The 20,057-nt window shown below is 41.4% G+C and carries 23 protein-coding genes; 10 read left to right on the forward strand and 13 right to left on the reverse strand.

Translation table 11 applies throughout. The features are described 5' to 3' along the window. Positions 1 to 306: 306 nt before the first annotated feature. On the reverse strand, positions 307 to 2,229 hold the full coding sequence (gene mnmG / locus RM049_RS03595) for a tRNA uridine-5-carboxymethylaminomethyl(34) synthesis enzyme MnmG (RefSeq protein ID WP_322703203.1): 1,923 nt from the start codon (positions 2,227 to 2,229) through the stop codon (positions 307 to 309). A gap of 383 nt (positions 2,230 to 2,612) precedes the next feature. On the opposite strand from mnmG, the gene RM049_RS03600 reads away from it, so the two are divergent. After that, positions 2,613 to 3,485: a D-alanyl-D-alanine carboxypeptidase family protein gene (locus tag RM049_RS03600; protein ID WP_322703179.1), complete on the forward strand. Its 873-nt coding sequence runs from the start codon at positions 2,613 to 2,615 to the stop codon at positions 3,483 to 3,485. A gap of 63 nt (positions 3,486 to 3,548) precedes the next feature. After that, complete coding sequence (locus RM049_RS03605) at positions 3,549 to 5,066, forward strand: NYN domain-containing protein (RefSeq protein ID WP_322703180.1); 1,518 nt, start codon at positions 3,549 to 3,551, stop codon at positions 5,064 to 5,066. Positions 5,067 to 5,162: 96 nt separating this feature from the next. Here the strand turns inward: RM049_RS03605 and RM049_RS03610 are convergent, their stop codons facing one another. Together RM049_RS03610 and RM049_RS03615 are read right to left on the reverse strand one after the other, a co-directional pair. After that, positions 5,163 to 6,152 (reverse strand): water stress protein WSP1, encoded by a 990-nt coding sequence (locus tag RM049_RS03610; protein WP_322703181.1) that lies wholly within the window; start codon positions 6,150 to 6,152, stop codon positions 5,163 to 5,165. Positions 6,153 to 7,438: 1,286 nt separating this feature from the next. Beyond that, on the reverse strand, positions 7,439 to 7,801 hold the full coding sequence (locus tag RM049_RS03615; protein ID WP_322685097.1) for a hypothetical protein: 363 nt from the start codon (positions 7,799 to 7,801) through the stop codon (positions 7,439 to 7,441). A 256-nt stretch (positions 7,802 to 8,057) separates the two neighbouring features. Here RM049_RS03615 and RM049_RS03620 point away from each other — a divergent pair, with 256 nt between their 5' ends. Both RM049_RS03620 and RM049_RS03625 read left to right on the forward strand, forming a co-directional pair. Then, positions 8,058 to 9,104 (forward strand): DMT family transporter, encoded by a 1,047-nt coding sequence (locus RM049_RS03620; protein ID WP_322703182.1) that lies wholly within the window; start codon positions 8,058 to 8,060, stop codon positions 9,102 to 9,104. A 312-nt stretch (positions 9,105 to 9,416) separates the two neighbouring features. After that, complete coding sequence (locus RM049_RS03625) at positions 9,417 to 10,109, forward strand: DUF2996 domain-containing protein (RefSeq protein WP_322703183.1); 693 nt, start codon at positions 9,417 to 9,419, stop codon at positions 10,107 to 10,109. Positions 10,110 to 10,231: 122 nt separating this feature from the next. Here RM049_RS03625 and RM049_RS03630 read toward each other — a convergent pair whose 3' ends face one another. Next, positions 10,232 to 10,729: a TM2 domain-containing protein gene (locus tag RM049_RS03630; protein WP_322700712.1), complete on the reverse strand. Its 498-nt coding sequence runs from the start codon at positions 10,727 to 10,729 to the stop codon at positions 10,232 to 10,234. Positions 10,730 to 11,425: 696 nt separating this feature from the next. Between RM049_RS03630 and acsF the strand changes: the two genes are divergently transcribed. Then, a complete protein-coding gene (gene acsF / locus RM049_RS03635; protein ID WP_322703184.1) occupies positions 11,426 to 12,502 on the forward strand; it encodes a magnesium-protoporphyrin IX monomethyl ester (oxidative) cyclase in 1,077 nt (358 codons plus the stop codon). Positions 12,503 to 12,581: 79 nt separating this feature from the next. On the opposite strand, the gene RM049_RS03640 is transcribed toward acsF, so the two are convergent. Continuing rightward, positions 12,582 to 13,028 carry a hypothetical protein gene (locus RM049_RS03640; protein ID WP_322700710.1) on the reverse strand — a complete coding sequence of 149 codons (447 nt, stop codon included), beginning with the start codon at positions 13,026 to 13,028 and terminating at the stop codon, positions 12,582 to 12,584. Positions 13,029 to 13,188: 160 nt separating this feature from the next. Here RM049_RS03640 and RM049_RS03645 point away from each other — a divergent pair, with 160 nt between their 5' ends. Both RM049_RS03645 and RM049_RS03650 read left to right on the forward strand, forming a co-directional pair. Further along, positions 13,189 to 13,452: a hypothetical protein gene (locus RM049_RS03645; protein ID WP_322703185.1), complete on the forward strand. Its 264-nt coding sequence runs from the start codon at positions 13,189 to 13,191 to the stop codon at positions 13,450 to 13,452. 845 nt (positions 13,453 to 14,297) lie between these two features. Continuing rightward, the gene (locus RM049_RS03650) at positions 14,298 to 14,810 is read left to right on the forward strand and encodes a hypothetical protein (RefSeq protein ID WP_322685102.1); all 513 of its coding nucleotides are present in this window, start codon (positions 14,298 to 14,300) and stop codon (positions 14,808 to 14,810) included. 101 nt (positions 14,811 to 14,911) lie between these two features. Here the strand turns inward: RM049_RS03650 and RM049_RS03655 are convergent, their stop codons facing one another. The 8 genes from RM049_RS03655 to RM049_RS03690 form a co-directional block, all read right to left on the reverse strand. Then, positions 14,912 to 15,493, reverse strand: coding sequence for a thioredoxin family protein (locus RM049_RS03655; protein ID WP_322703186.1), 582 nt, complete (start codon positions 15,491 to 15,493; stop codon positions 14,912 to 14,914). A 116-nt stretch (positions 15,494 to 15,609) separates the two neighbouring features. Further along, positions 15,610 to 16,527, reverse strand: coding sequence for a hypothetical protein (locus RM049_RS03660; RefSeq protein ID WP_322703187.1), 918 nt, complete (start codon positions 16,525 to 16,527; stop codon positions 15,610 to 15,612). 102 nt (positions 16,528 to 16,629) lie between these two features. Beyond that, positions 16,630 to 16,821 (reverse strand): hypothetical protein, encoded by a 192-nt coding sequence (locus RM049_RS03665; RefSeq protein ID WP_322703188.1) that lies wholly within the window; start codon positions 16,819 to 16,821, stop codon positions 16,630 to 16,632. After that, a complete protein-coding gene (locus RM049_RS03670) occupies positions 16,821 to 17,231 on the reverse strand; it encodes a hypothetical protein (RefSeq protein WP_322703189.1) in 411 nt (136 codons plus the stop codon). The genes RM049_RS03665 and RM049_RS03670 overlap by 1 nt, the downstream gene beginning before the upstream one ends. Before the next feature lie 8 nt (positions 17,232 to 17,239). Beyond that, positions 17,240 to 17,500, reverse strand: coding sequence for a hypothetical protein (locus RM049_RS03675; protein WP_322703190.1), 261 nt, complete (start codon positions 17,498 to 17,500; stop codon positions 17,240 to 17,242). 78 nt (positions 17,501 to 17,578) lie between these two features. After that, the gene (locus RM049_RS03680; RefSeq protein ID WP_322703191.1) at positions 17,579 to 17,890 is read right to left on the reverse strand and encodes a hypothetical protein; all 312 of its coding nucleotides are present in this window, start codon (positions 17,888 to 17,890) and stop codon (positions 17,579 to 17,581) included. A 115-nt stretch (positions 17,891 to 18,005) separates the two neighbouring features. Beyond that, positions 18,006 to 18,233 carry a hypothetical protein gene (locus RM049_RS03685; RefSeq protein WP_322703192.1) on the reverse strand — a complete coding sequence of 76 codons (228 nt, stop codon included), beginning with the start codon at positions 18,231 to 18,233 and terminating at the stop codon, positions 18,006 to 18,008. A 127-nt stretch (positions 18,234 to 18,360) separates the two neighbouring features. Beyond that, the gene (locus RM049_RS03690; RefSeq protein WP_322703193.1) at positions 18,361 to 18,723 is read right to left on the reverse strand and encodes a hypothetical protein; all 363 of its coding nucleotides are present in this window, start codon (positions 18,721 to 18,723) and stop codon (positions 18,361 to 18,363) included. Positions 18,724 to 18,801: 78 nt separating this feature from the next. On the opposite strand from RM049_RS03690, the gene RM049_RS03695 reads away from it, so the two are divergent. From RM049_RS03695 to RM049_RS03705, 3 genes are all read left to right on the forward strand, one after another. Further along, on the forward strand, positions 18,802 to 19,044 hold the full coding sequence (locus RM049_RS03695) for a hypothetical protein (protein WP_322703194.1): 243 nt from the start codon (positions 18,802 to 18,804) through the stop codon (positions 19,042 to 19,044). A gap of 250 nt (positions 19,045 to 19,294) precedes the next feature. Then, a complete protein-coding gene (locus RM049_RS03700) occupies positions 19,295 to 19,645 on the forward strand; it encodes a helix-turn-helix transcriptional regulator (RefSeq protein ID WP_322702512.1) in 351 nt (116 codons plus the stop codon). 59 nt (positions 19,646 to 19,704) lie between these two features. After that, entirely contained in the window at positions 19,705 to 20,022 is a 318-nt protein-coding gene (locus RM049_RS03705; RefSeq protein WP_322703195.1) for a hypothetical protein, read from the forward strand. Positions 20,023 to 20,057: the final 35 nt, after the last annotated feature.

A 20,057-nucleotide genomic window follows, 5' to 3' on the forward strand; every position in this document is an offset into this window, starting at 1 on the left:
TGGGTAATTACCCTGTTTAAAAAGAAGAATTGTATTGAGATGTATCGGGCGATAAACAAACAGAGGAGCCGCTTTGCCTCCGGTCTTTCGCCAATCCTATGCAGTTGTGCGTGGGTTACTCCTGCCTCCTGCCTCCTGAATAATGAAACATCCAATCCCCCATCTAATTGAGATAAGTTGATTGAGTGTTGGTATTAAACTCAACTTGCATCTGGGGATTGTTGATGATGCCACTACTAATCTTTATGTCATCTATCATACCAATCTCTCTCCCTACTACTATACTCAGTCTTTATCAAGCTTGTGTTAAGCTAACGCTGGAAACTCTGACTGGCTCTTGCTTCTACGCAATTCTAGATATAATAATAAGGCGTTAATATCCGCTGGGTTGACACCACCTATACGTGCAGCTTGACCAAGGGTAAGTGGTTTTATGTGAGTCAGCTTTTCCCGTGCCTCTTTAGAAAGAGTATCAATTGTTGTGTAGTCTAAATCCCCAGGTAACTGGCGGTGCGCTTGGCGGGCAATTTGGTCAATTTGATTTTGTTGCCTTGCGAGATAGCCAGAATACTTGATGTCAATTTCTGCGCCTTCTTTCTCGGCCCGGTTGAGGTTGGGGTTTCCCAGTCCGAACCTGTCGAGATCGACGTAATGTAATCCTGGACGCCGCAACAAGTCGTTGAGGGTAATCGAACCTTTAATTGCTTGTTGGGTATCAGATGCGATCGCTATTCCAATTTCATCATGTTCTTTAACTCGTGTGGCTTGCAGTCTTTGTTTTTCTGTGGTGATATTACCCTGTTTTTGGGTAAACATATCCCAGCGGCGATCGTCAATTAAACCAATCTCCCTTCCCAAGGGTGTCAGACGTTGGTCGGCATTGTCAGAACGCAATAGCAATCGGTACTCTGACCTACTTGTAAGCATCCGATAAGGTTCCCGTAGGTCTTTTGTACACAGGTCATCAACTAGCGTTCCAATGTAACTTTGCTCGCGGGCAAAGACAATCATTTCTTGAGAGCGAACAAATCGAGCGGCATTAATTCCCGCCACCAGCCCTTGAGCAGCAGCTTCTTCATAACCTGTGGTGCCGTTAATCTGCCCAGCACAAAACAGCCCCGCAATCTTTTTAGTCATTAGTGTGGGGTAACACTGAGTTGCTGGTAAATAGTCATATTCCACTGCATAAGCGGGACGCAGCATCACACATTTTTCCAAACCAGGGAGAGTCCGCAACATTTGCAGTTGCAAATTTTCTGGCAACCCTGTAGAAAACCCTTGAATATAAAGTTCGGGTATATCCCTTCCTTCTGGTTCAATAAAGATTTGGTGGCTTTCTTTATCGGCAAACCGGACAATCTTATCTTCGATACTAGGACAATAGCGCGGCCCTTTGGCTTCTACCCAACCACCATAAACTGGCGACAGGTGCAAATTTTCTTGAATCAGGCGATGGGTTTCGGCGGTTGTGCGGGTGATGTAGCAAGGCATCTGTTCCCGTTCTATCCACACATCTGGGTCAAAGCTAAACCAGCGCACATCTTCATCTCCTGGCTGGATGAGCATTTTACTATAATCTACCGATCGCTTATCTACCCGCGCCGGAGTTCCAGTTTTAAGTCTGCCGGTTTCAAATCCCAAGCGATTTAGGGTTTGTGTCAATCCTTCAGCCGCAAATTCCCCAGCGCGTCCGGCTGGCATTGATTTGTTACCAACCCAAATTTTGCCTCCCAGGAAGGTGCCGGTTGTCAAGATGAGTGCTTTACATTGGAATCCTACACCAAAATATGTTTCAACGCCGATGACTTCATTGTTAGCGCCCAGCACCAAATCTGTTGCCATACTTTCGCGGATTGTCAAGTTTTCTTGATTCTCAACAACATTTTTCATCACCGCTGCATATTCGCGCTTGTCTGTCTGGGCGCGTAATGCCCAAACAGCAGGCCCCCGTGAAGAGTTGAGGATACGTTTTTGCAAGTAGGTGCGGTCTGCTACTTTACCAATTTCCCCGCCGAGTGCATCTACCTCATGAGTCAACTGAGATTTAGCCGGGCCACCTACTGCTGGGTTACAAGGTTGCCAAGCGATTTTATCCAAGTTGAGCGTCAATAGCAGGGTACGACAACCGAGGCGTGCAGAGGCGAGAGCTGCTTCGCAACCGGAGTGACCTGCACCGACGACTATGACATCAAAAGCGTCTTGGAATTCAACGGAATTGTGCATGGTCATACTTACAGGATCGGCAAGCTTAGAGTTCTTTTCAATTTTAACTGTTCCAGTGGTTTCATGGATGTAACTTTCTGATAAAAAAGTTATCAAACTTACTAGTACTCAATTAAAAGCAAGGTTCCATTTTTTAAGTTTAGTAATAAGTGAAAAATCTCATCTTTTTAAAATTTGTGACAATATTCCGGTTTTTCGTTCGCAGTTATTGTTCAGAGCGTTAACCCAGCACAAATTAATTTACAACTGGTATATATTAGATGTTTTATCGAATTTGAATTTAACGATAGTTCAGTGTCGATAAACTATCTGCGATTTTAATTCAGCAATAATCAATATCGTCAAAAAAAGTATTAACTTTATTTTTGATCGCTAATTAATTATTTAGAATGAAACTTACCCTCAGAAATCAAAGAAATATTACTAGGTTTATTAGAAAGACAAGTTTCATCAGTATCGTTATATTGATGATTTTTGTATTAGTCGCTAGCAATGAGATTACCCACCACAAAGTTGCTATAACTGCTCAACCATTACAACAATGCTTGATTAATAATTCATTACCTTGTATAGATACCTCTAAAAATACAAGCTCGGAACCATTTATTCCCGATCCCAAATTAGATGCTAAACAGCGTTTTTTATCTGCGATCGCTAGAAAATTACCTACAATTCCCCAACCTGGTACTTATGAATATACTTTGCTACGAAGCTATGGTGCAGTATTTGTAAATCCCGATATTGGGATTAAACTACCGCCAAAAGATATCTTTGTTAATGAACAAGAAACCCAAGAGTTTCAAGCTACTTTAACAATGGGTCATGTTGATGGCACTAACGACTGTTATTTACAAAAATCGGCGGCTGATGCTTTAAATAAAGCGCGAGAACAACAACAAATTCCGCTAAAATCTGGTTATGGCTCTGGTGATTGCACTCGCACTTTCAACACGAATTTAAGATTTTGGCACAAGTATGCTAACGATCGAGTTTTAGCAAAAGTTCAACAAGGTAAAGAAACAAAAATTCTCGGTTTAGTTGCCCCCCCCGGAACTTCACAACATCTCTGGGGATTAGCCATTGATTTACGTGTAGGTAGTAAAGAGCAGAGAAAAGCTCTTAATCAAAATGGTTGGTTTCAAACTGTAGAAAACGATGTTCCACATTGGACTTATGTGGGTTTATCTGAAGATAATTTATCTTTGTATGGTTTTAAAAAACAAGCTATTAGAGGCATTACTTATTGGATTACGCCGCTTTAATTGTTCAATAGTATGAAAACTTGGGAATACTAAACTTAAATGTGTATTGTCAGGGATTTAGCTATGCCAAATGAAGCTGCTAACCAGGAGCAAGACTTTCTAATTGATTTATTGAGAGCAACTTATCAAAATCAGGAAGTATATCCAATTCTGCAACATAACTTAAGTAAACTCAACGAGGATTTAGCTTTAAAGTTGCGAAAATGGGTAAGCGATCGCTTTGCTAAAGAACCTGCCATTGCTATTAATTTAGCTAGAGTCATTATCAAACTGAGTACCATTATTCAAGAGTTTGAACAAGGGAACATTGCTAGTAATTTAGAAATTGCGATCGCAGGTTATGAAACAGTTTTACAAGTGTGTACCCGTGAAGCTTTTCCCAAAGAATGTGATATCGTTCAACAAGCTTTAGTAACAGCTTATCAGCAACGCCAGTATATTCTCTCCAGAACCATTGGGGAACTTCGGGAGCAGACTGTCCAAACCCAGAGTCAGATTAATACATTAACTGAGCAGTTACAAGAAGAATTACAACAAGCAAAATTACAAGTTAATGACTTAACAACAACAATTACGGAGTTAAAACAGGAAACGAGTAGTTCAGAGTCAGCGCCAGAAATAACGTCTTTAATTGCTGAGTTAAAAGAGTTAAAGCAGCGTCAGATTCGTGTAGAGCAGTTTACTTCCACGGCTCATACTTCACCTAATATTGGGCAGTTCAATACAGCTATTTTTTATGATATTGAAAATTTAACAATGGGTAGAAGCAACCCTAACCTAAATTTTTCTCTTAAACAAATTCAAACAAATCTAGAAAATACTAACTTAGTTAATAAAATTGCTATCCAATGTGCTTATGCCGACTGGAGTGATTCTCGATTAAGGCTACTCAAGAATGAAATTCAAGAACTTGGCATCGAAGCAATTCAAATTTTTGATTACAGCCATAAACGGAATGCAGCAGATATGCAACTAGCCATTGATGTTATGGAATTAGCCCAGAGTCGTCCTACGTTGCAAGTTTTCGTTATTGTATCAGGCGATGGTGCATTTGCCGCTTTAGCTAAAAAGCTCCATGAGTATGGAAAAACTGTAATTGGATGTGCTTACGAAGGACAAATTAATCGTATTCTCAAGTCTGTTTGCGATCGCTTTATACCTATACCTGCTCCCCAGGTAAAAATAGAGGATATTCCAACTAATGAAGTAACTAGCGAGAGTTCATTAAATGATGATATTTTAGTAGTAACGAAGAAAGCTTTAGAGGAATTAAAGCAGAATATTGAGCAATTAAGTCAGTTGAAACAAGGTGGTATTCCTATATCTCAAATTCACAAAATATTGAGAGAGAAAATTCCAGCCTTTGACCAAAAAAGAGAAAAGCATGTTGAAAAACTGACAACTTTTTTGAAAAAAATTATTGAAGGAACAAATATTTGTTTATCGATTGAGAACAATAAATTAATTTTGAGAGAAACGTTAACTATAGGCTCTAATGGCTCATCAAATAAAACTTTGAATAGTGATAGCTCTTATTTAATGACTAAAGTGCTTACTACAAACTCAGTTAATCAGTCATAATCCCGCTTGGCACTTTTTTATCCTTAGCTCCGTTCTTCAACTCTTGCAAAAGTACTTTTTACAAGAGTTGAAGAAAGAGTATGCTATTGACGACTGTTATTCATTAACAATCGTAAAGCCTTCATAATCAACGACTCCGCTCACAGCATTTGGTAAATTAACGTTACCAAGTAAGGTGGCGGTTGCAAAGCCAGCGCCATTAGTACCTGTGGCACTACCTAAACCTAGACCTGATGCAGCAAGTTCATCTTGGTAGCCTGTGATCTCATAGACAGCGCCAGTTTCCAGCCAACCCAGCAATCTTTGAGAACCGAAGTTAGTAAATGACAACCCAGAATCTGCGTTGACATTCAGAGCTTGTCCTGAAGGAGTTCTTAGAGTAATCGGTGCAGATAGTTCACCAGTGAGTAGATCGACTTTATAAAGCTGGTTTCCATCTCCATCATTAGTCCTGAAATCGCTAGCAAGAGCGCGAGTTCTACCAGGATTGAGATTGTCGATAGCTAATCCATCGGCAAATTTTCCAGGATTGGTAGGTTGAGTTCCTTGTCTTTGTGCAGTAGTAGTAGGTGCGCCAAAGCCGTCTACAAGGCTAACAGTTCCAGGGGTAGCTGTAGTAATTTTATAAAGAGAGCTTCCTACTGGCCCATTTGCGGGATTCGGATTCCCTGAAATGTTGTATAGAACAATTGGTTGAGCAGCTACTGAATAGTCACGTCCAAAGTCAGCACCTGACTCAAATCCAAAACGACGTAGGTCAGATGATGTACGGGTTGGTGAGGTCGTGGCTGGAGCAAAAGGCTGATCTACATTATTAACGACAGTAACAGTTGGATCGATTGGTGTTGTAGCACCAGTAACGCGTGCTTCGTTAACCGCACCTACCCTTCCGGTACGAGGGTTAGTTCCCAAACCTTCTAAATCGGCGGTAGTAGCAGTAGCTGGAAGATTGACTGTACCTACTCTTGTAGGAGTAATAGAACCTCCAGGCCCAGAAGGGATCGAAAAGCGGTAAACGTCAAGCTGCTTGCCATTACTAGCGTTGCCGTCGCGGTCTTCTCCAATGGTATAGCCGTAAAGAGCCATGAGAATTTTCCCCTTATTCAAACTGTAAAACGTTTGGGAACACTCCAAATATGCAAACTGCTACCTGACTAAAAGCTAGTACAATACAAACAAAGCTAACTTTCCCAGGCTGAAAATTTAGATTAGTCTGCGTTATCTTACTTTGCTTATATAGCCGAGAAGTTTGCAAAACTGAAATAATACTAAATTTTTGACTGTAAACAGGTTAGGACAACTTAACTCAAGATTGTTGTAATTACTATTTGCTCAACCTGTAAAAGTAGGAAGTGTGAGAACTTTATGTCGGAGGTATAAATCTCAAAACTACATTTATTTACACACACTTACACACATTTTTTTGGAACAGATTATTTCAAAATTTAATTACAATTAACCAAAAATTAAGTATCTTTAATTTGCGATTTGAAGTCAAAAAATTAGGTTACAACCTTTATTTGAAGTTATCTTAGTAACAGTATATTTGACTAATGTTAAGAAAATTTTTCCTAATCATTAAGGTTTAATAGCACCTTGGTTAAGATTTAGTAGTTGCTGAGTAGTTTCACTCGACAATCTGCTTTTTAGATGGGAGCATCCCAAATGCGCAAGTTTATTTTTATACGGAATTTTGGCTGAGAACAATAATGAAATAATGATCCGCCTTCGCGTTCTACCAATTCACAAAAAATATGATACAGATGCAAACCATAAAACCTATGCTAATTCTCACTTTCTTAATGCGTGAATTTTGAATTTTGAATTGGTATTAGCGTCTCCCCTTGGGAGAAGGACGTCAAGAGCGCCAACGAAAGAGGTTTTTACAGGGTTTTTGTATCAGTCCTGTATCTTTTGGCAAAATTGGTATGCTCCCTTTTATATTGTTTCAACAAAGTAAAAATAATTGGGACACATAAATATAGAAGTAAATTTTCTGTTTATGAAACTGTTATTGATTAACTGTGAGTTTGCATAAACTAATTAATTTAATAGCTATTAAAAGATTTTTGCTTACAAGGCGATCGCTTTGAAAATCTTCATTTTGAAATACCTGAAACAGCAATAATTAAATAATAGTTTAAAGGCAATATAAAAAATAAAATTTCATGTTTTACCTTTTCCCTTTATCCTGATTATTCCAAAAACCTCATATTTTTTTGCCAGAACTAAATCAAACTTTTGCTAAAGCGCAAACGCACAGCATAAAGCCGGAGACGTTTCCACTACTCCGGACTTTTCTTTATATATTGCAACCTAGATACAATTCAATTGCTGCTCTAGTTTCAGTTACCCTGAAAGTGGATTTATTATTATTTCACTTCGCTGGGTTCAAATTTAGTTACCTTACCTTTCTTAATCGCTACAATCACATCGTAATGCGAACAGTAAGCGAATGTGACATCATTAGCTTTGTTATAAAGGTTAACTACATGACCTGCACCACCTACCTGGATACCGATTGGTTCCAAGTCACCAAAAAAGAAACGACGTAGTTGATCGCCACTACCAATTTGACCCTTACTTTTAGTAAGCAAATCTAATTTTTGTGCTACAGACATTTCTTCGGCTGCTGATGCTTGCACTAATGACGGATCGATCGCCTTTAATGGTACGTCCCAAACTGTGAAAAAACCAACCAAGGCTACACTTGTAAGTAAGGGTGCGAGTTTCATTTATTACTTCTCTTCTTTGTTTTATCCTGAACATCCCAAGCATCTCAGGTGGCAGTGAGAGCTTATTGAAACTAAGCCACTATTTTTATGAATTTATCCCTTGAGAAAATTTAGTCAATTCTCAGGATTTTCTCAGGTAATCATGGTTACTCAAAGTCACAGGATAATTTAAGTATTTTCTCAACAAAACCTCATTTTGAAGTGCGTAAGGATAACTTAATATGATGAGCAATGCTTTCATTGCAGTGATGTTATTGTGACTAGAGCCAAAAGAATACATCGCCAAATCCATAGAATTTCGGGACAAACATATCTCTGGCTAGCAATGCTAATTTTTGGAGCATCTAGTGCTGTTACTCGGAAGCTAACAGAAATTGGCGTTCAATATTTGATCGGCAACCGCAATCCGATTTCTTTATGTAATGTTTTATTCGTGGGAAACCTTTGCGCTTTGATACTTCTGATCCTAATCTATGGGCGGCAGTGGAACAAAGCTAATTTGAAACAACTCTCAAGGAAAGATTGGGTCAGTCTAACAGCAGTAGCTATTTTATCAGGAGCGTTAGCCCCTGGCTTAATTTTCCAGGCATTGGCACTCACAAGGGTGAACAATGTCATCTTGGTGGGACGTTTGGAACCGCCTCTAACTTTGGCTTTATCAGTCTGGTTATTGAAAGAACGAGTAAATATTTGGGAATTTATTGGTGCGATCGCAGCTTTTGTTGGCGTTATCCTAACTATTATCCTTCAACCTCCAACAGAAACCATGATAAACATGGCAGGTTTCAGTTTAGGTATAGGGGAACTTTTAGCCGCAGCTGCATCTGTGGCCATAGCCGCTTCTACGATTATTAGCAAGAAACACCTTTCGCAGATTCCTTTGGGAATCTATAGCATCTTTCGGACTGCACTAGGAACTGTAATCTTTTTCTTTATTGCTTTAGTCCTCTATGGCAAGGATCATTTCGCTGATGTTCTCTCACCATTCTTGTGGCAGTGGATGTTTCTCTATGGCGGGTTGATTGTGGTGGTAGGCCAGTCTTTTTGGGTTAAAGGCTTGAAAACTTCCACTGTATCTACAGCTTCCTTAATTAGCTCATTTGGCCCAATCGTAGGAATTATAGCAGCTTATTTAATTTTGGGTGAAGCCCCTACCCGACCTCAATATATTGGCGGTAGCTTGATTTTAGTAGGTATATTCTTGAGCCAAGTTGGCACTAGGCGTCAGACTGCTAGCAGCAAGGTAAATTCTACTCCAGCAAAGCAACAGGTAGAAACTGGTATGGGATTCAAAGGGATTTGAAGGATGAAAATTCTAGATCGCTAAAGACGTGATTTATCGCCGTCAAGACAAAAGACTGAATATTGTCTTGACGGCAATTCATCGCGTCTAAATATTGTAGAGACAGCGCATCGCGTCTCTTACCTTAACCGAACAGTATTGCAAGTAAACCACCCATCCCAAATAAATGAAACCCTGGCGGTATATAAATTACAAATTACAAATACAAATTACGAATTCTGCACAGAGGTACTAGTATGTCAAAATAAAAATACCCGATACATCAAGGTGAGCGATCGCTCCCAAAGCTAGATTAAAGGATTGACCTGAGCAATGGCAGACCCAACCAATCACAATCAAGCGGGAGAAGTAGCTCCCAGCACTGTTGACAAGCAAGCTCCCAGTGTAGCTGAAGAACACGCTCCTAGTACAGATTCACCCGAAGCCACAGATATTCCTACTGCCAACGCGCCAGATCCTAAAGCCGCAAACCCCGAAGATAATCCCAATGCTGCCAAACCAGCTGCTGCATCACCCAAGCGAGAAAAACCCGCCGCCGCAGCTAAAGCCGCAAAAGCAGAAAAACCCGCCGACGACGACGCAACAGAAGAAAAACCCGCCGCTAAAGCCCCTAAAAAGGAAAAAGCCCCAGCTGTTGAAAATAAGCCATTTGTAGAGTTCATTGAGCAAGACTACTTGCCAGCTTTACAAAAAGCGATCGCTCAAAAAGGTGTGCAAGATTTACAGGTGTCTTTTGCCAAGCAGAAGATGTCAATCACTGGCTTTGAATCCGCCGAAGAATGCTGGCAAATTATTGGCAGTTGGTCAGAAATCGGTAAGCGTCAGTTTAACCTGTACTTCCCCGATGAAGATATTCAAGGAAAAAAGGGATTTTCTTGTAATGAAGGTAAAAAACCTAGCACTCTTGAGTCATTCTTAATCGATGAGCGCAAAATTACCCTCGATTTGTTGGTATATGGCTTAGTTCAGCGCTTGGACGGTCAAAAGTGGTTAGGTAGAAATTAGTCATTGGTCATTGGTCATTAGTTGTTGGTCATTGGTCATTGGTCATTGGTTTTTAACAAATGACAAATAACAAATAACAAAGGACAAATGACAAATGACAAATGACAAATGACTAATAACAATTAAAGCTCGTGGAAATGGTAGGTAACGGCTCCAGTATTGGGGTCGTTATCAATTTTTACATAACCTGATTTGTACATCTCTTTGAGAGTAGCTTCCACTTCAGCAAAGCTGGCTCCTGTAAACTTTACGCCTTGAGTGACAGTTAAAATACCACCTTTGTTTTCCGCCGCTTCAATCAGTTTCATCATGAGTTGGTTGCCTGTTGGTTGGTGGACTTGAGAAGCAACTACTACTTGATTCAACGGCACACCAAAGGGAGATACACCCGCTTTTAATCTCAAGTTATGTTCGTATTCGTCAACTATGTTGGGGATAAAGAACAAATCCACGAACTGCCCTATACCAAACACACCACCAGTCAACAGCCATAACAAACCAGTTCCGATCTTGCCATTGTAGAAACGCTGCAATCCTCCTACCCCAATAAATCCGACTGCACACAAGATATAAGAGACAAGAAGTCGGTCTTTATGCTGCTGATTGTTTTCAAGATTCATCTTGTTTTCAACCCTTTGGATTTACTCTATTGTTTAAGATGGTTTTTCGGACTGTTTTTTATACCAAGTGCTAATAGCTAGACTTACATCTTGCACCAGTTGCTTTCTAACAATTTTCATCATAGACACTGCTGTTCTGATTTGAAGTTGTGGGCATTGTCTAATCTAGAATTATTGAAAAAGGTGCAAAAAATAACTAAATTACTTAGATTTTTCAGTAATTATGCTACTCATGAATTGTTAATTTTAAGCTGTCTAATGTATTAATAGAACCCCATAAATTTATTGTAGTAACAACCAGAGAAAATTACTGAGATAGTAGTGCTTTGAAAATCAAGAGGTAAGTGCTACTCCACTTCAACGACATAATGCTGCTTGCTGAACTATATTTATTTGACTACCAATCCGCGATTTTTGATTCCGCAAATATGGAATGATTGTTGCAACTCTTAATGTTTTGCTTAGAAATTTCTCACCCGCACCTTGGTAGACTGAACTTTATACAATTGGATTATTGTGGGCTGTTACGGTTTGCCAGAGGATTTCTGGTGAGGCAGTCCGGTCTTCTCCCAAAGGGAGAGACTAGCGCCAACGGGGTTTCCCCATGAGGAACTGCCGTTACCGTGGCGGTAGAGACGTAGGAACGTCACCCGAAAGGTCTACTTAAGATAATAAAGACGAAAGAGAAATCAAGACATGGTAGATTCCCTCAAAAAACCAGGCTTTGAAGAAATCCGGCCAGGGATTAAAGTCCCGGCAAAAGAAACCCTGTTAACACCTCGGTTTTATACTACCGATTTTGATGAAATGGCCCGGATGGATATCTCCGTCAATGAAGACGAGTTACAAGCCATTCTCGAAGAGTTCCGCACTGACTACAACCGCCACCACTTTGTTCGGGATGCCGAGTTTGAACAATCCTGGGATCATATTGACGGGGAAACTCGCAAATTGTTCGTTGAATTTCTAGAACGTTCTTGTACGGCAGAGTTTTCTGGCTTTTTGCTGTATAAAGAACTTGGTCGTCGCTTGAAAGGAAAAAGCCCTGTTTTGGCAGAGTGTTTTAACCTGATGTCACGGGATGAAGCGCGTCACGCTGGCTTTTTGAACAAAGCTTTGTCGGACTTTAATCTGTCCCTAGATTTAGGGTTTTTGACTAAGAGTCGCAGTTATACCTTCTTTAAACCGAAATTCATCTTCTACGCTACTTATCTTTCTGAGAAGATCGGTTATTGGCGCTACATCACCATTTATCGCCATTTAGAAGCACATCCTGAAGACCGGGTTTATCCAATCTTCCGGTTCTTTGAAAACTGGTGTCAGGATGAAAACCGTCACGGTGATTTCTTTGATGCGGTGATGAAATCCCAGCCGCAAATGTTGAATGATTGGAAAGCACGGCTGTGGAGTCGGTTCTTCCTGTTGTCGGTATTTGCGACAATGTATCTCAATGACATCCAACGCAAGGACTTTTATGCCACCTTGGGATTGGATGCACGGGAATACGATATCCATGTAATTAAGAAGACCAACGAAAACGCAGGTAGGGTATTCCCACTGATGCTGGATGTAGAGAATCCAGAGTTTTATCAGCGCTTGGATGTTTGTATAAACAATAATGAGAAGTTGGGTGCGATCGCTAACTCCAACACTCCCAAATTCTTGCAATTCTTCCAAAAATTACCGCTTTACATCTCCAACGGCTGGCAGTTATTGCGGCTGTACCTGATGAAACCGATTGATACTGTTTCTGCTCAAGGGGCAGTTCGTTAATTTATAACAAATTTGCGAAAGCTTTGGTGGTTCTGCTGATTGCAGAGCCACTTTTTTTGTCGTTGCTAGCGAATACAAGTTAACTTGCTGTTGTTGCTTTGTTTCCATTCTGGTTGCCATTTTTGCTGCCGTTGCCGTTCACACCAGCAATAAATGACGGTTGCTCTAAATTAGAAACTGGTGACTCCCCTCGCAGTCCCTTGCGGCGCTGGTTTTTCGGAACACCTCCTGCCATACCGTACTCCACACTACTTTTACCATACTGAGTAGCAACTCCTAAGAGCATATGCTCTGCCATATCTGCCAACTCGCGCTCTGTTTGGAGCATTTCATGGTACAACTTATCCAGGTTGGAAAGAGCAGTGTTGTATAAATTTTCTCTAGTTCGCATCGTCTCAATTAGGGTTGAGAAGGACGGTAGGGTAAGTCCATTGCCTAGATTTAAATTCGGATCGATTGAGTTGATGCTAGCAGCACGACGCACTGCTTTTTCTAACACCTGAGAGGTTCTTTTTCTCCGAGCCATGATATGAACTTTGTAATACAGTACGGTTAATATTCTTTACTTTAAAAAACTTCCGTATCGATCGGCTTGAGAGAACTCCGGCAATTCTCTAATGCTTTTTGTTACATAGCGATGTCGTAATCAATGCGCGATATACCGAAATGAGAAAGCAATCAAGCTTTTGAGAAAGCAATATGTCTTTTTGCTTGCTAAATCTACCGAAATGAGAAAGCAATCAAGCATTTTGAGAAAGCAATATGTCTTTTTGCTTGCTGAATCTACCGAAATGAATGCGCGATATACCGAAATGAGAAAGCAATCAAGCATTTTGAGAAAGCAATATGCCTTTTTGCTTGCTGAATCTACTGAAATGAGAAAGCAATATGCCTTTTTGCTTATTGAAATCGACTCGATCGGATATTCAAAATTTGACCAGTTGAAGTAAGATATTTCACAAATAAAGGCAGGGGGCGGTGTTTCGACACTTCGACAAGCTCAGTGCATCGCTACGCTCAACAACCAGGCAGGAGGCAGAAGTCAAAACTTTACTTCTGAGTCATTGCCCAATCAAAAAAAGAATTGTATCAAGGCGCATAGCGCGAGAGACAAAGTGTCATTGCCACAATCCCATGTTGTAAATGTGGGTTCCTTCTGCCTCCTACCTCCTGAAGTGAAACCGTAGATGCAACTTTCACTTCACACGGTTACTCATATTTTGCTGCTTTGAAATGGAAATCTTTGCTTTTTCTTCTCTGCCAGACGCGCAATGGGCAGACCAAAGTATTGCTGACTCAATGAATTTTACTTTTTACTCAGCAATATTTTGGTGAGAAAGGTTTTCGTGAGTTTTTACGGATATAACAGAAGCCGACATTAGGATACACTGGCATTTGAATACACTGGAACTTCATCAGCGACTTAGTTTGTCGCTTCTGGTGACTTCCTTCCTAGTATCCTATTGCTTTTGGCTGTATGAAACTTACTCCAATCTACGGTAAGTCTCCCTGAAGAAGGTTTTTAGCATCTAAACGACTGCCACTGTTTTGAGGCTATAGCCTTAGAATATTTACAAGCTTTACTTACGAATTAGCTCTCTCTAGATAAAAGTACCATTTTTACTGTGTAAGCTGACATTCTACCTGTTTCATCCAGATTTGTGTAGCTTATTAACAAATCAACGGATTCATTAATATTAAGCCTGCTTTACTATTTAGTTTCTTAGCCCGACCTATTAGACAGCTAGAGTGTTCATTTCACTTTGTTCAATAGCTTTTAGCCCTTATCGCTCCCATGCTGACCCATCACCGCAAGCCCGTGTGCTTATCACTTATTTCCACTGACCTACCGATCTGGTCTGTTGTCGAAACTGCCGCAACATTGTATCAAAAGGATACCGATCGGTTTCATTTACTGATGACCGCACCACCTTTAATTAGCTGCGAAGTAGAGAGTGTCATAAGTCCAGAAGACACACTTCCTCAAAGCAAGAGCAAAGCTTACGCCCCTAACAGTCCCAGAATATTGTGGCTGGAGATTTCCCCTTACCGAGTCATCATGACTATGCAAGGTAACGCTCAAGTGAGTTATCGTCACTTTTGGGAACAAGGTGTTTATGGCATTAGTCGCTATTGGTTGCCAACTGAGTCATTGCAACCTAACGATCCGATTCGTTTACGAAATTTTACTCGTAGCCTAACTCTCAACGGACATCCCTTGCCAGAGAATTTGCGGCTGGAATATGAATTGTGGGCAGAAAAAGTCCAATTAGGATACTACATATTAAATTTAGAAATTAAACATTAATAGGTGTGGGCACTAAGGAGTAGGGAGTAGGGAAAAGTTTTTACAATGCCCAATGCCCAATCCCCAATGCCCCATGCCCAATCCCCAATCCCCAATCCCTCTTAACCAAAATAACTGGGTTGGTTTCCTGGTTTCCATTTAATATTGCAACCAACACTCGGCTTTTGCTCGCTCGTAACAGGTTTACCCGCTAGCACTGCTTCAATGGCTGCGCGTAAATCTGCACCTGTTACAGGTTTACCATTACTGGGGCGGCTATCATCTAATTGTCCCCGATACACAAGTTGGCGTTGCTCATCAAATACAAAAAAATCTGGCGTGCAAGCTGCTGTGTAAGCTTTCGCCGTTTCCTGACTCTCGTCGTAGCATAAGGTAAAATTAAACCCTTGTTCTGTTGCAAATGCTTGTAACGACTCTGGCGCATCATCTGGATAATTTTTTGCATCGTTAGCACTAATAGCAACGATCGCTAAATCACTTGTAAAATAATCTCTGCCTAACTGCACTAATTGTTGTTGGACGTGTTTTACAAACGGGCAATGCCGACAAATAAACATTACCAACAATGCTTTTTTATCTGCAAAGGTAGAAAGTGAAGTTGCCTTTCCAGATACTACTTCCGGTAGATTAAAATCTGGCGCTTTAGTGCCTAGCGGCAACATAGTTGAAGCAGTTAAAGCCATAGTTCACCCAATATTTTTACGCTGATAATTAACGGTTTTTGTTATCAGTATATTTTCAGGGTAACTGAAAGTTTGAAAGATTTAAAAACCCTTCATACAAATGAAGGGCGATCGCATCAGGTCACGGGAATCAGTTTACACAATTCTTGGAACAGTAGGTTAACGACCTTGCTCATGAGCTTTCCCTGAATGTGTTTACCGCCTAGCAGCTTTTCACCTTGTTCGGTGACGTTAGCTTTGAGTGAGTCACGGTAGCTAATCAATTCCTTGGTCAGGTCATTGCTTGGTAGCCTTCCAGTTTCCACGCCGGTTAAGACGTACTGCCACAGGCTGATTCGGCACAGCGACGAACTGCTAGCCTTTTCAACAAGTCCATCCCCCGACTGTTCCAGAACAGTACCCATACCCAAACGCATTTTGAAAGTGTCGCGGCTGCGGTTGCGTTTAATGCGTTTGGTTTCACCAGCCAAACGCCTCACGGTGGTTTCTCCGTTTTTGCGATCGCGCTCGGTTCTCTTCACTTCTCTAACTTCGTATTCAATTACGGGTTTACCATTTACACCCAAGAAAGACTCAAAGGGATAAATTCTCGTCAGCAACCGCGATCGCACTCGCAAGCCAAAACCGAATTTGTCAAACACGCTCATGTATGGCTTAAATTCACTTAGATACAGCATTTGAGTGATTCTCGCTTCTAAGTGCTGCTCAAAAAGTGAGATATCGCACATCCAATTAGCGTGTAGTTCCAAGATGGGGTCAAACTCAATGTCGTAGTCCTTGGCAATGGAAATTTTATAGCTATTTTCAATTCGGGTTTTCCCAGCTGGCGAAATTTCCAGCCTCTTAGCTAACCATGCCCAAAGGGGCGGTAGCAATCCTGGCTTGGCAGATGCGCTCCTAGTGTGCGCCACTTCTGGGAACTGCCACGCCAACAGTTGACGGGCATAATTCACAATTGGCGATTGCACCCGGTTGAGATGTTCGAGTTGCTGACAGAGGTCGCGCAGCTCGTCGATTGGTTCGGGGCGGTGCATGAAAATATAAACGCCACAATTCAGTGGTGCAGTTCACTCTGAACGCTGCACTTTCTCTAATTAACTTGCGGATGCTTTGGACACACTAGCCTCATCAGGCGGTTATATGCTTTCGAGAGTGTCGGTAAGTGAGTGTAAGTCCTTTATCAATATTTCTTGAGTGTCTTCTGTGGCATTTTCAACCTTTGAGATAAACTCAATTAATTTATCTAACTGAGCTTTAGCCCTAATTAACTTGTGCCATTCAATGTAGTAATCCCAGGTTGGATCTGGATGTGGAATATTGTTAGTCATTACATATAATCCTCATCATCTTCGTCGTAATTATCGCTTTCCTCATCTTCTGTTTCGGTGACAACTTCACTTTTAACAGTGACAGCAGTAAGCAAATTTCTGAATTGAGGCATTGAAGGAGCAGTAGGATTTAGTCCTTGGGCTTTTAAGAATTCAGCCGTAGCATCCCATTCTTTACGTAATGTATTGAGCTTCTTTTCTAATTCAACACATTCGCGCCAAATTTTACTCCTCTCATCGTAAAGGTCTTCAGCTTTTTTGCCGACAATTCTTTTAGCTCTTTCTCGCAACTCTTCTACAGTTGATTCAATAGATTCTGTTTCATCTAATTCAACTGAAAAGCCAATTCGCTCATTGCTGTAACTACCAATTGAAATAAGGAAATGTGCATGGAGTGTTTTGATTTTCATCTTTTTACCTAAGAAAAAACTCTACGATTTTTTAATCGGTGATTGCCAGGGCGTTCAGTTAATAGTGTGACTGCTTCCTCCCAGGCTGCGAGAAGACTTGCAGCATCTTCACCGAAGAATGTTTGCTTGTCACCGTTGTGCCAAGTTACTACGGCAGTGCGGGAGGGTAAGTCTTCAAATTGAATTTGGCGGATTTGGGCGAGATTTATCCAGCCAGCGGCCGGTAATTTGCAACTAAACACGGATGGGGTATTAATAATGGTGTGCATTTTGGTAAACTAACTTTGGTATCGATAGTTGGGCGATCGCATTCTTTGGTAGGGAGGCGTTCGCCTAAAAAACTTCAGCTAAAATCCGTCGGGGATATCATCTGAGTCTGGCTCATCCTTGATTTTTCCGAGTCTTTGGAGTTCATTTTTTAAACTCTCAACCTCTAAAGAGAGCGCCGTTAATTCTTTCTTCCTGTCTCTGATTTCTTTATCGAGTTGGTTGTGTATATTCTCCTCATGAATTTGGTGCTCAACACTTTCTATAAGATTTTGTGTCGCAATTTCTTCGTCTTCATAGTCATCAGGTATTACGGCAGTTTTCTCTAATCTGCACGAATTGTAGTCGCCGAGATTTAGAACTCTTTGGTAAGTGATAGTTGTTACTTGCATTTGCTCAAAATGTGCTATTTTTTACTTGTACAAGTTTGAAGTGTTTAGGTAGATGAATTCATTTGCGATCGCACTTCTCAACCAGACTGCGATCGCTTTTGAATTAACGTTGCCCCTATTGTGAAAACTGTATGGCTACAATCTGCCGAATGCTTTCACGAAAGTCAGGTGTTTCGTGCATCTTTTCAGGTAAAACTTGCAAGATTAAGCCACACAGGTAACTAGCTCGTGTGACAGGCAAGTTGTACTCTATCGCTAGATATGCAACAAAGTTAGATGTGGTTTCAGCAAGCAAGTCATTAGCTTGTTGCTGGTCGTCCGTGTCGTATTCTCTGATAGTCATGAATTAACCCCCTAATCCAAACTCTGTGAGGCAGTCGCGGAAAACCACTTCAATTGACTGGTTGAAAGTACTTTCGGCTTATATAAATCAAAGTTATTTCATAGGCATATTCCTCCTAGAAAAATAGTTAAGTTTGAGGGCGCGGTGCTGAAGAGTTAGCTGTGCCCTTAATAATTAGGCGGCCATTGCGATCGCGATCCATCACCAAGTCGGCGCGGGGTGCAATTGATAAATTGCGGATTTTGCGCTGTACCCTTTTTTTAGCGATCGCTACCAGCGCTGCGGGCGGTAATTCTGATGGCAGCAACTCTTCATGGAAATCTCGCTCGACGGCACGTGCCAAGCCAGGACGGGAACGGTAAATTATCCCGTGAGCATCATCAAGCAGTTGAGTGAGGGTCAAAACCTGGTTTTTTAGCTGCTCAATTTCTGTTTCTAGTTGGCGAATCCGTTTTTTTCGTGTTACATACTTTCCCTTAATCTCTGTCATATAAAAAAAGTGCGACCGGCCGCAGTTTTGCGCGAAATTCATAAGAAACTGTGAGCAATTGCATAACCACACGGTGGAATGCAATTTCGCGATCGTGCATCTGTGCGTGAGCCATTACCTACACGCCAGCCTCTACGGGATTTTCACCCAGGTCTTAATTTCCACAGCCCACCGTGTCACCACGTCGGCATAAGCCCATTGGTAATGTGGAATGCCCTACTAAGATCGGTTACAGATTGGGGGCCCATACAAATGCACGTCACCAGCTTTTATCTAAGCCGCGACTTGTATAGACAAACACTTCAGTTCTCGACTCGCTGACTTCACCACTTACGGGACACTGGTAGCCTGAAACACTCTTCATCAGCTTTCAACGGCTATTACACATAAGTGTTAATTTCCCGGATTTGGCATTTGCTACTGAGATGAGACACTTTAGGTGAAACCAGCCAAAATACCTGTCCCTTACCGAGTCAGTTACATCGGCTGGTCTTTTTTGTCCACTAACTAGCAGTTTACTGCCAGATACTTTTTATTTCAAGCAGTTTACTGCTAGCACTAATTTGCTAGTATGAATGAAGAAAATCGAGAGCAGCCAACCTTGAAAGGACTTCGAGAAAGCGCAAACCTAACTCAACCAGAATTAAGCCGTCGAATGAAAGTAGGCATTCGTATTATTGGTGACTGGGAGAGGGGAGAATCTATCCCCAGGTTTGATCGTGCTATTGCATTAGCTCGTGAACTGGGGGTTTCCCTTAAGATTCTTGCAAAGTCAATGCAGATAGATGTCGCTGACCTACTTGATGATGGCCCATCCCTTGCTCAGTTGAAAGCTATATGCAGAGATTTGGGCATTACAGAGGTGGGCGAACTTCCAGACGACTGGAAGCAACTCAAGCGATCGCATAAGTCCGAAATCTAAAAAATTCGCCGCAGTGCTGTAAGCAAGCACTGCGACGGGGATTAACACTAAACCTAATTATGACGGAATCCGACAACGGAGCGGCCCACAGGCAGCTGACATTGTTCGCGGTGGAGTCGATCGAAGAAGCTGCGGCTCCCCCCTTCCCCCCTAATTACGATTCTTACTGGGATGAAATAACCAATGGCGATCGTTGGAATCCTGCACACTTCGGAGAAGCACCGCGTCAAGTAGATGACGACGGTCAAGTTTCTGTTTTTTACGATCGCAGTGATGAACCACCCGACCCAGACGATTTTTTAAATCTGACCGAATTTGAGCAAGCTTGGGAGCAGTGGGAATCAAGCCACGTTCTGGAACCTGACTTTTCCCGTTAAGTCTCGAAAAGCTTGCTGGAAAAGGATTTAAGAAA

This window comes from Nostoc sp. DedQUE04, from assembly GCF_034530995.1.
Lineage (GTDB): Bacteria > Cyanobacteriota > Cyanobacteriia > Cyanobacteriales > Nostocaceae > Nostoc.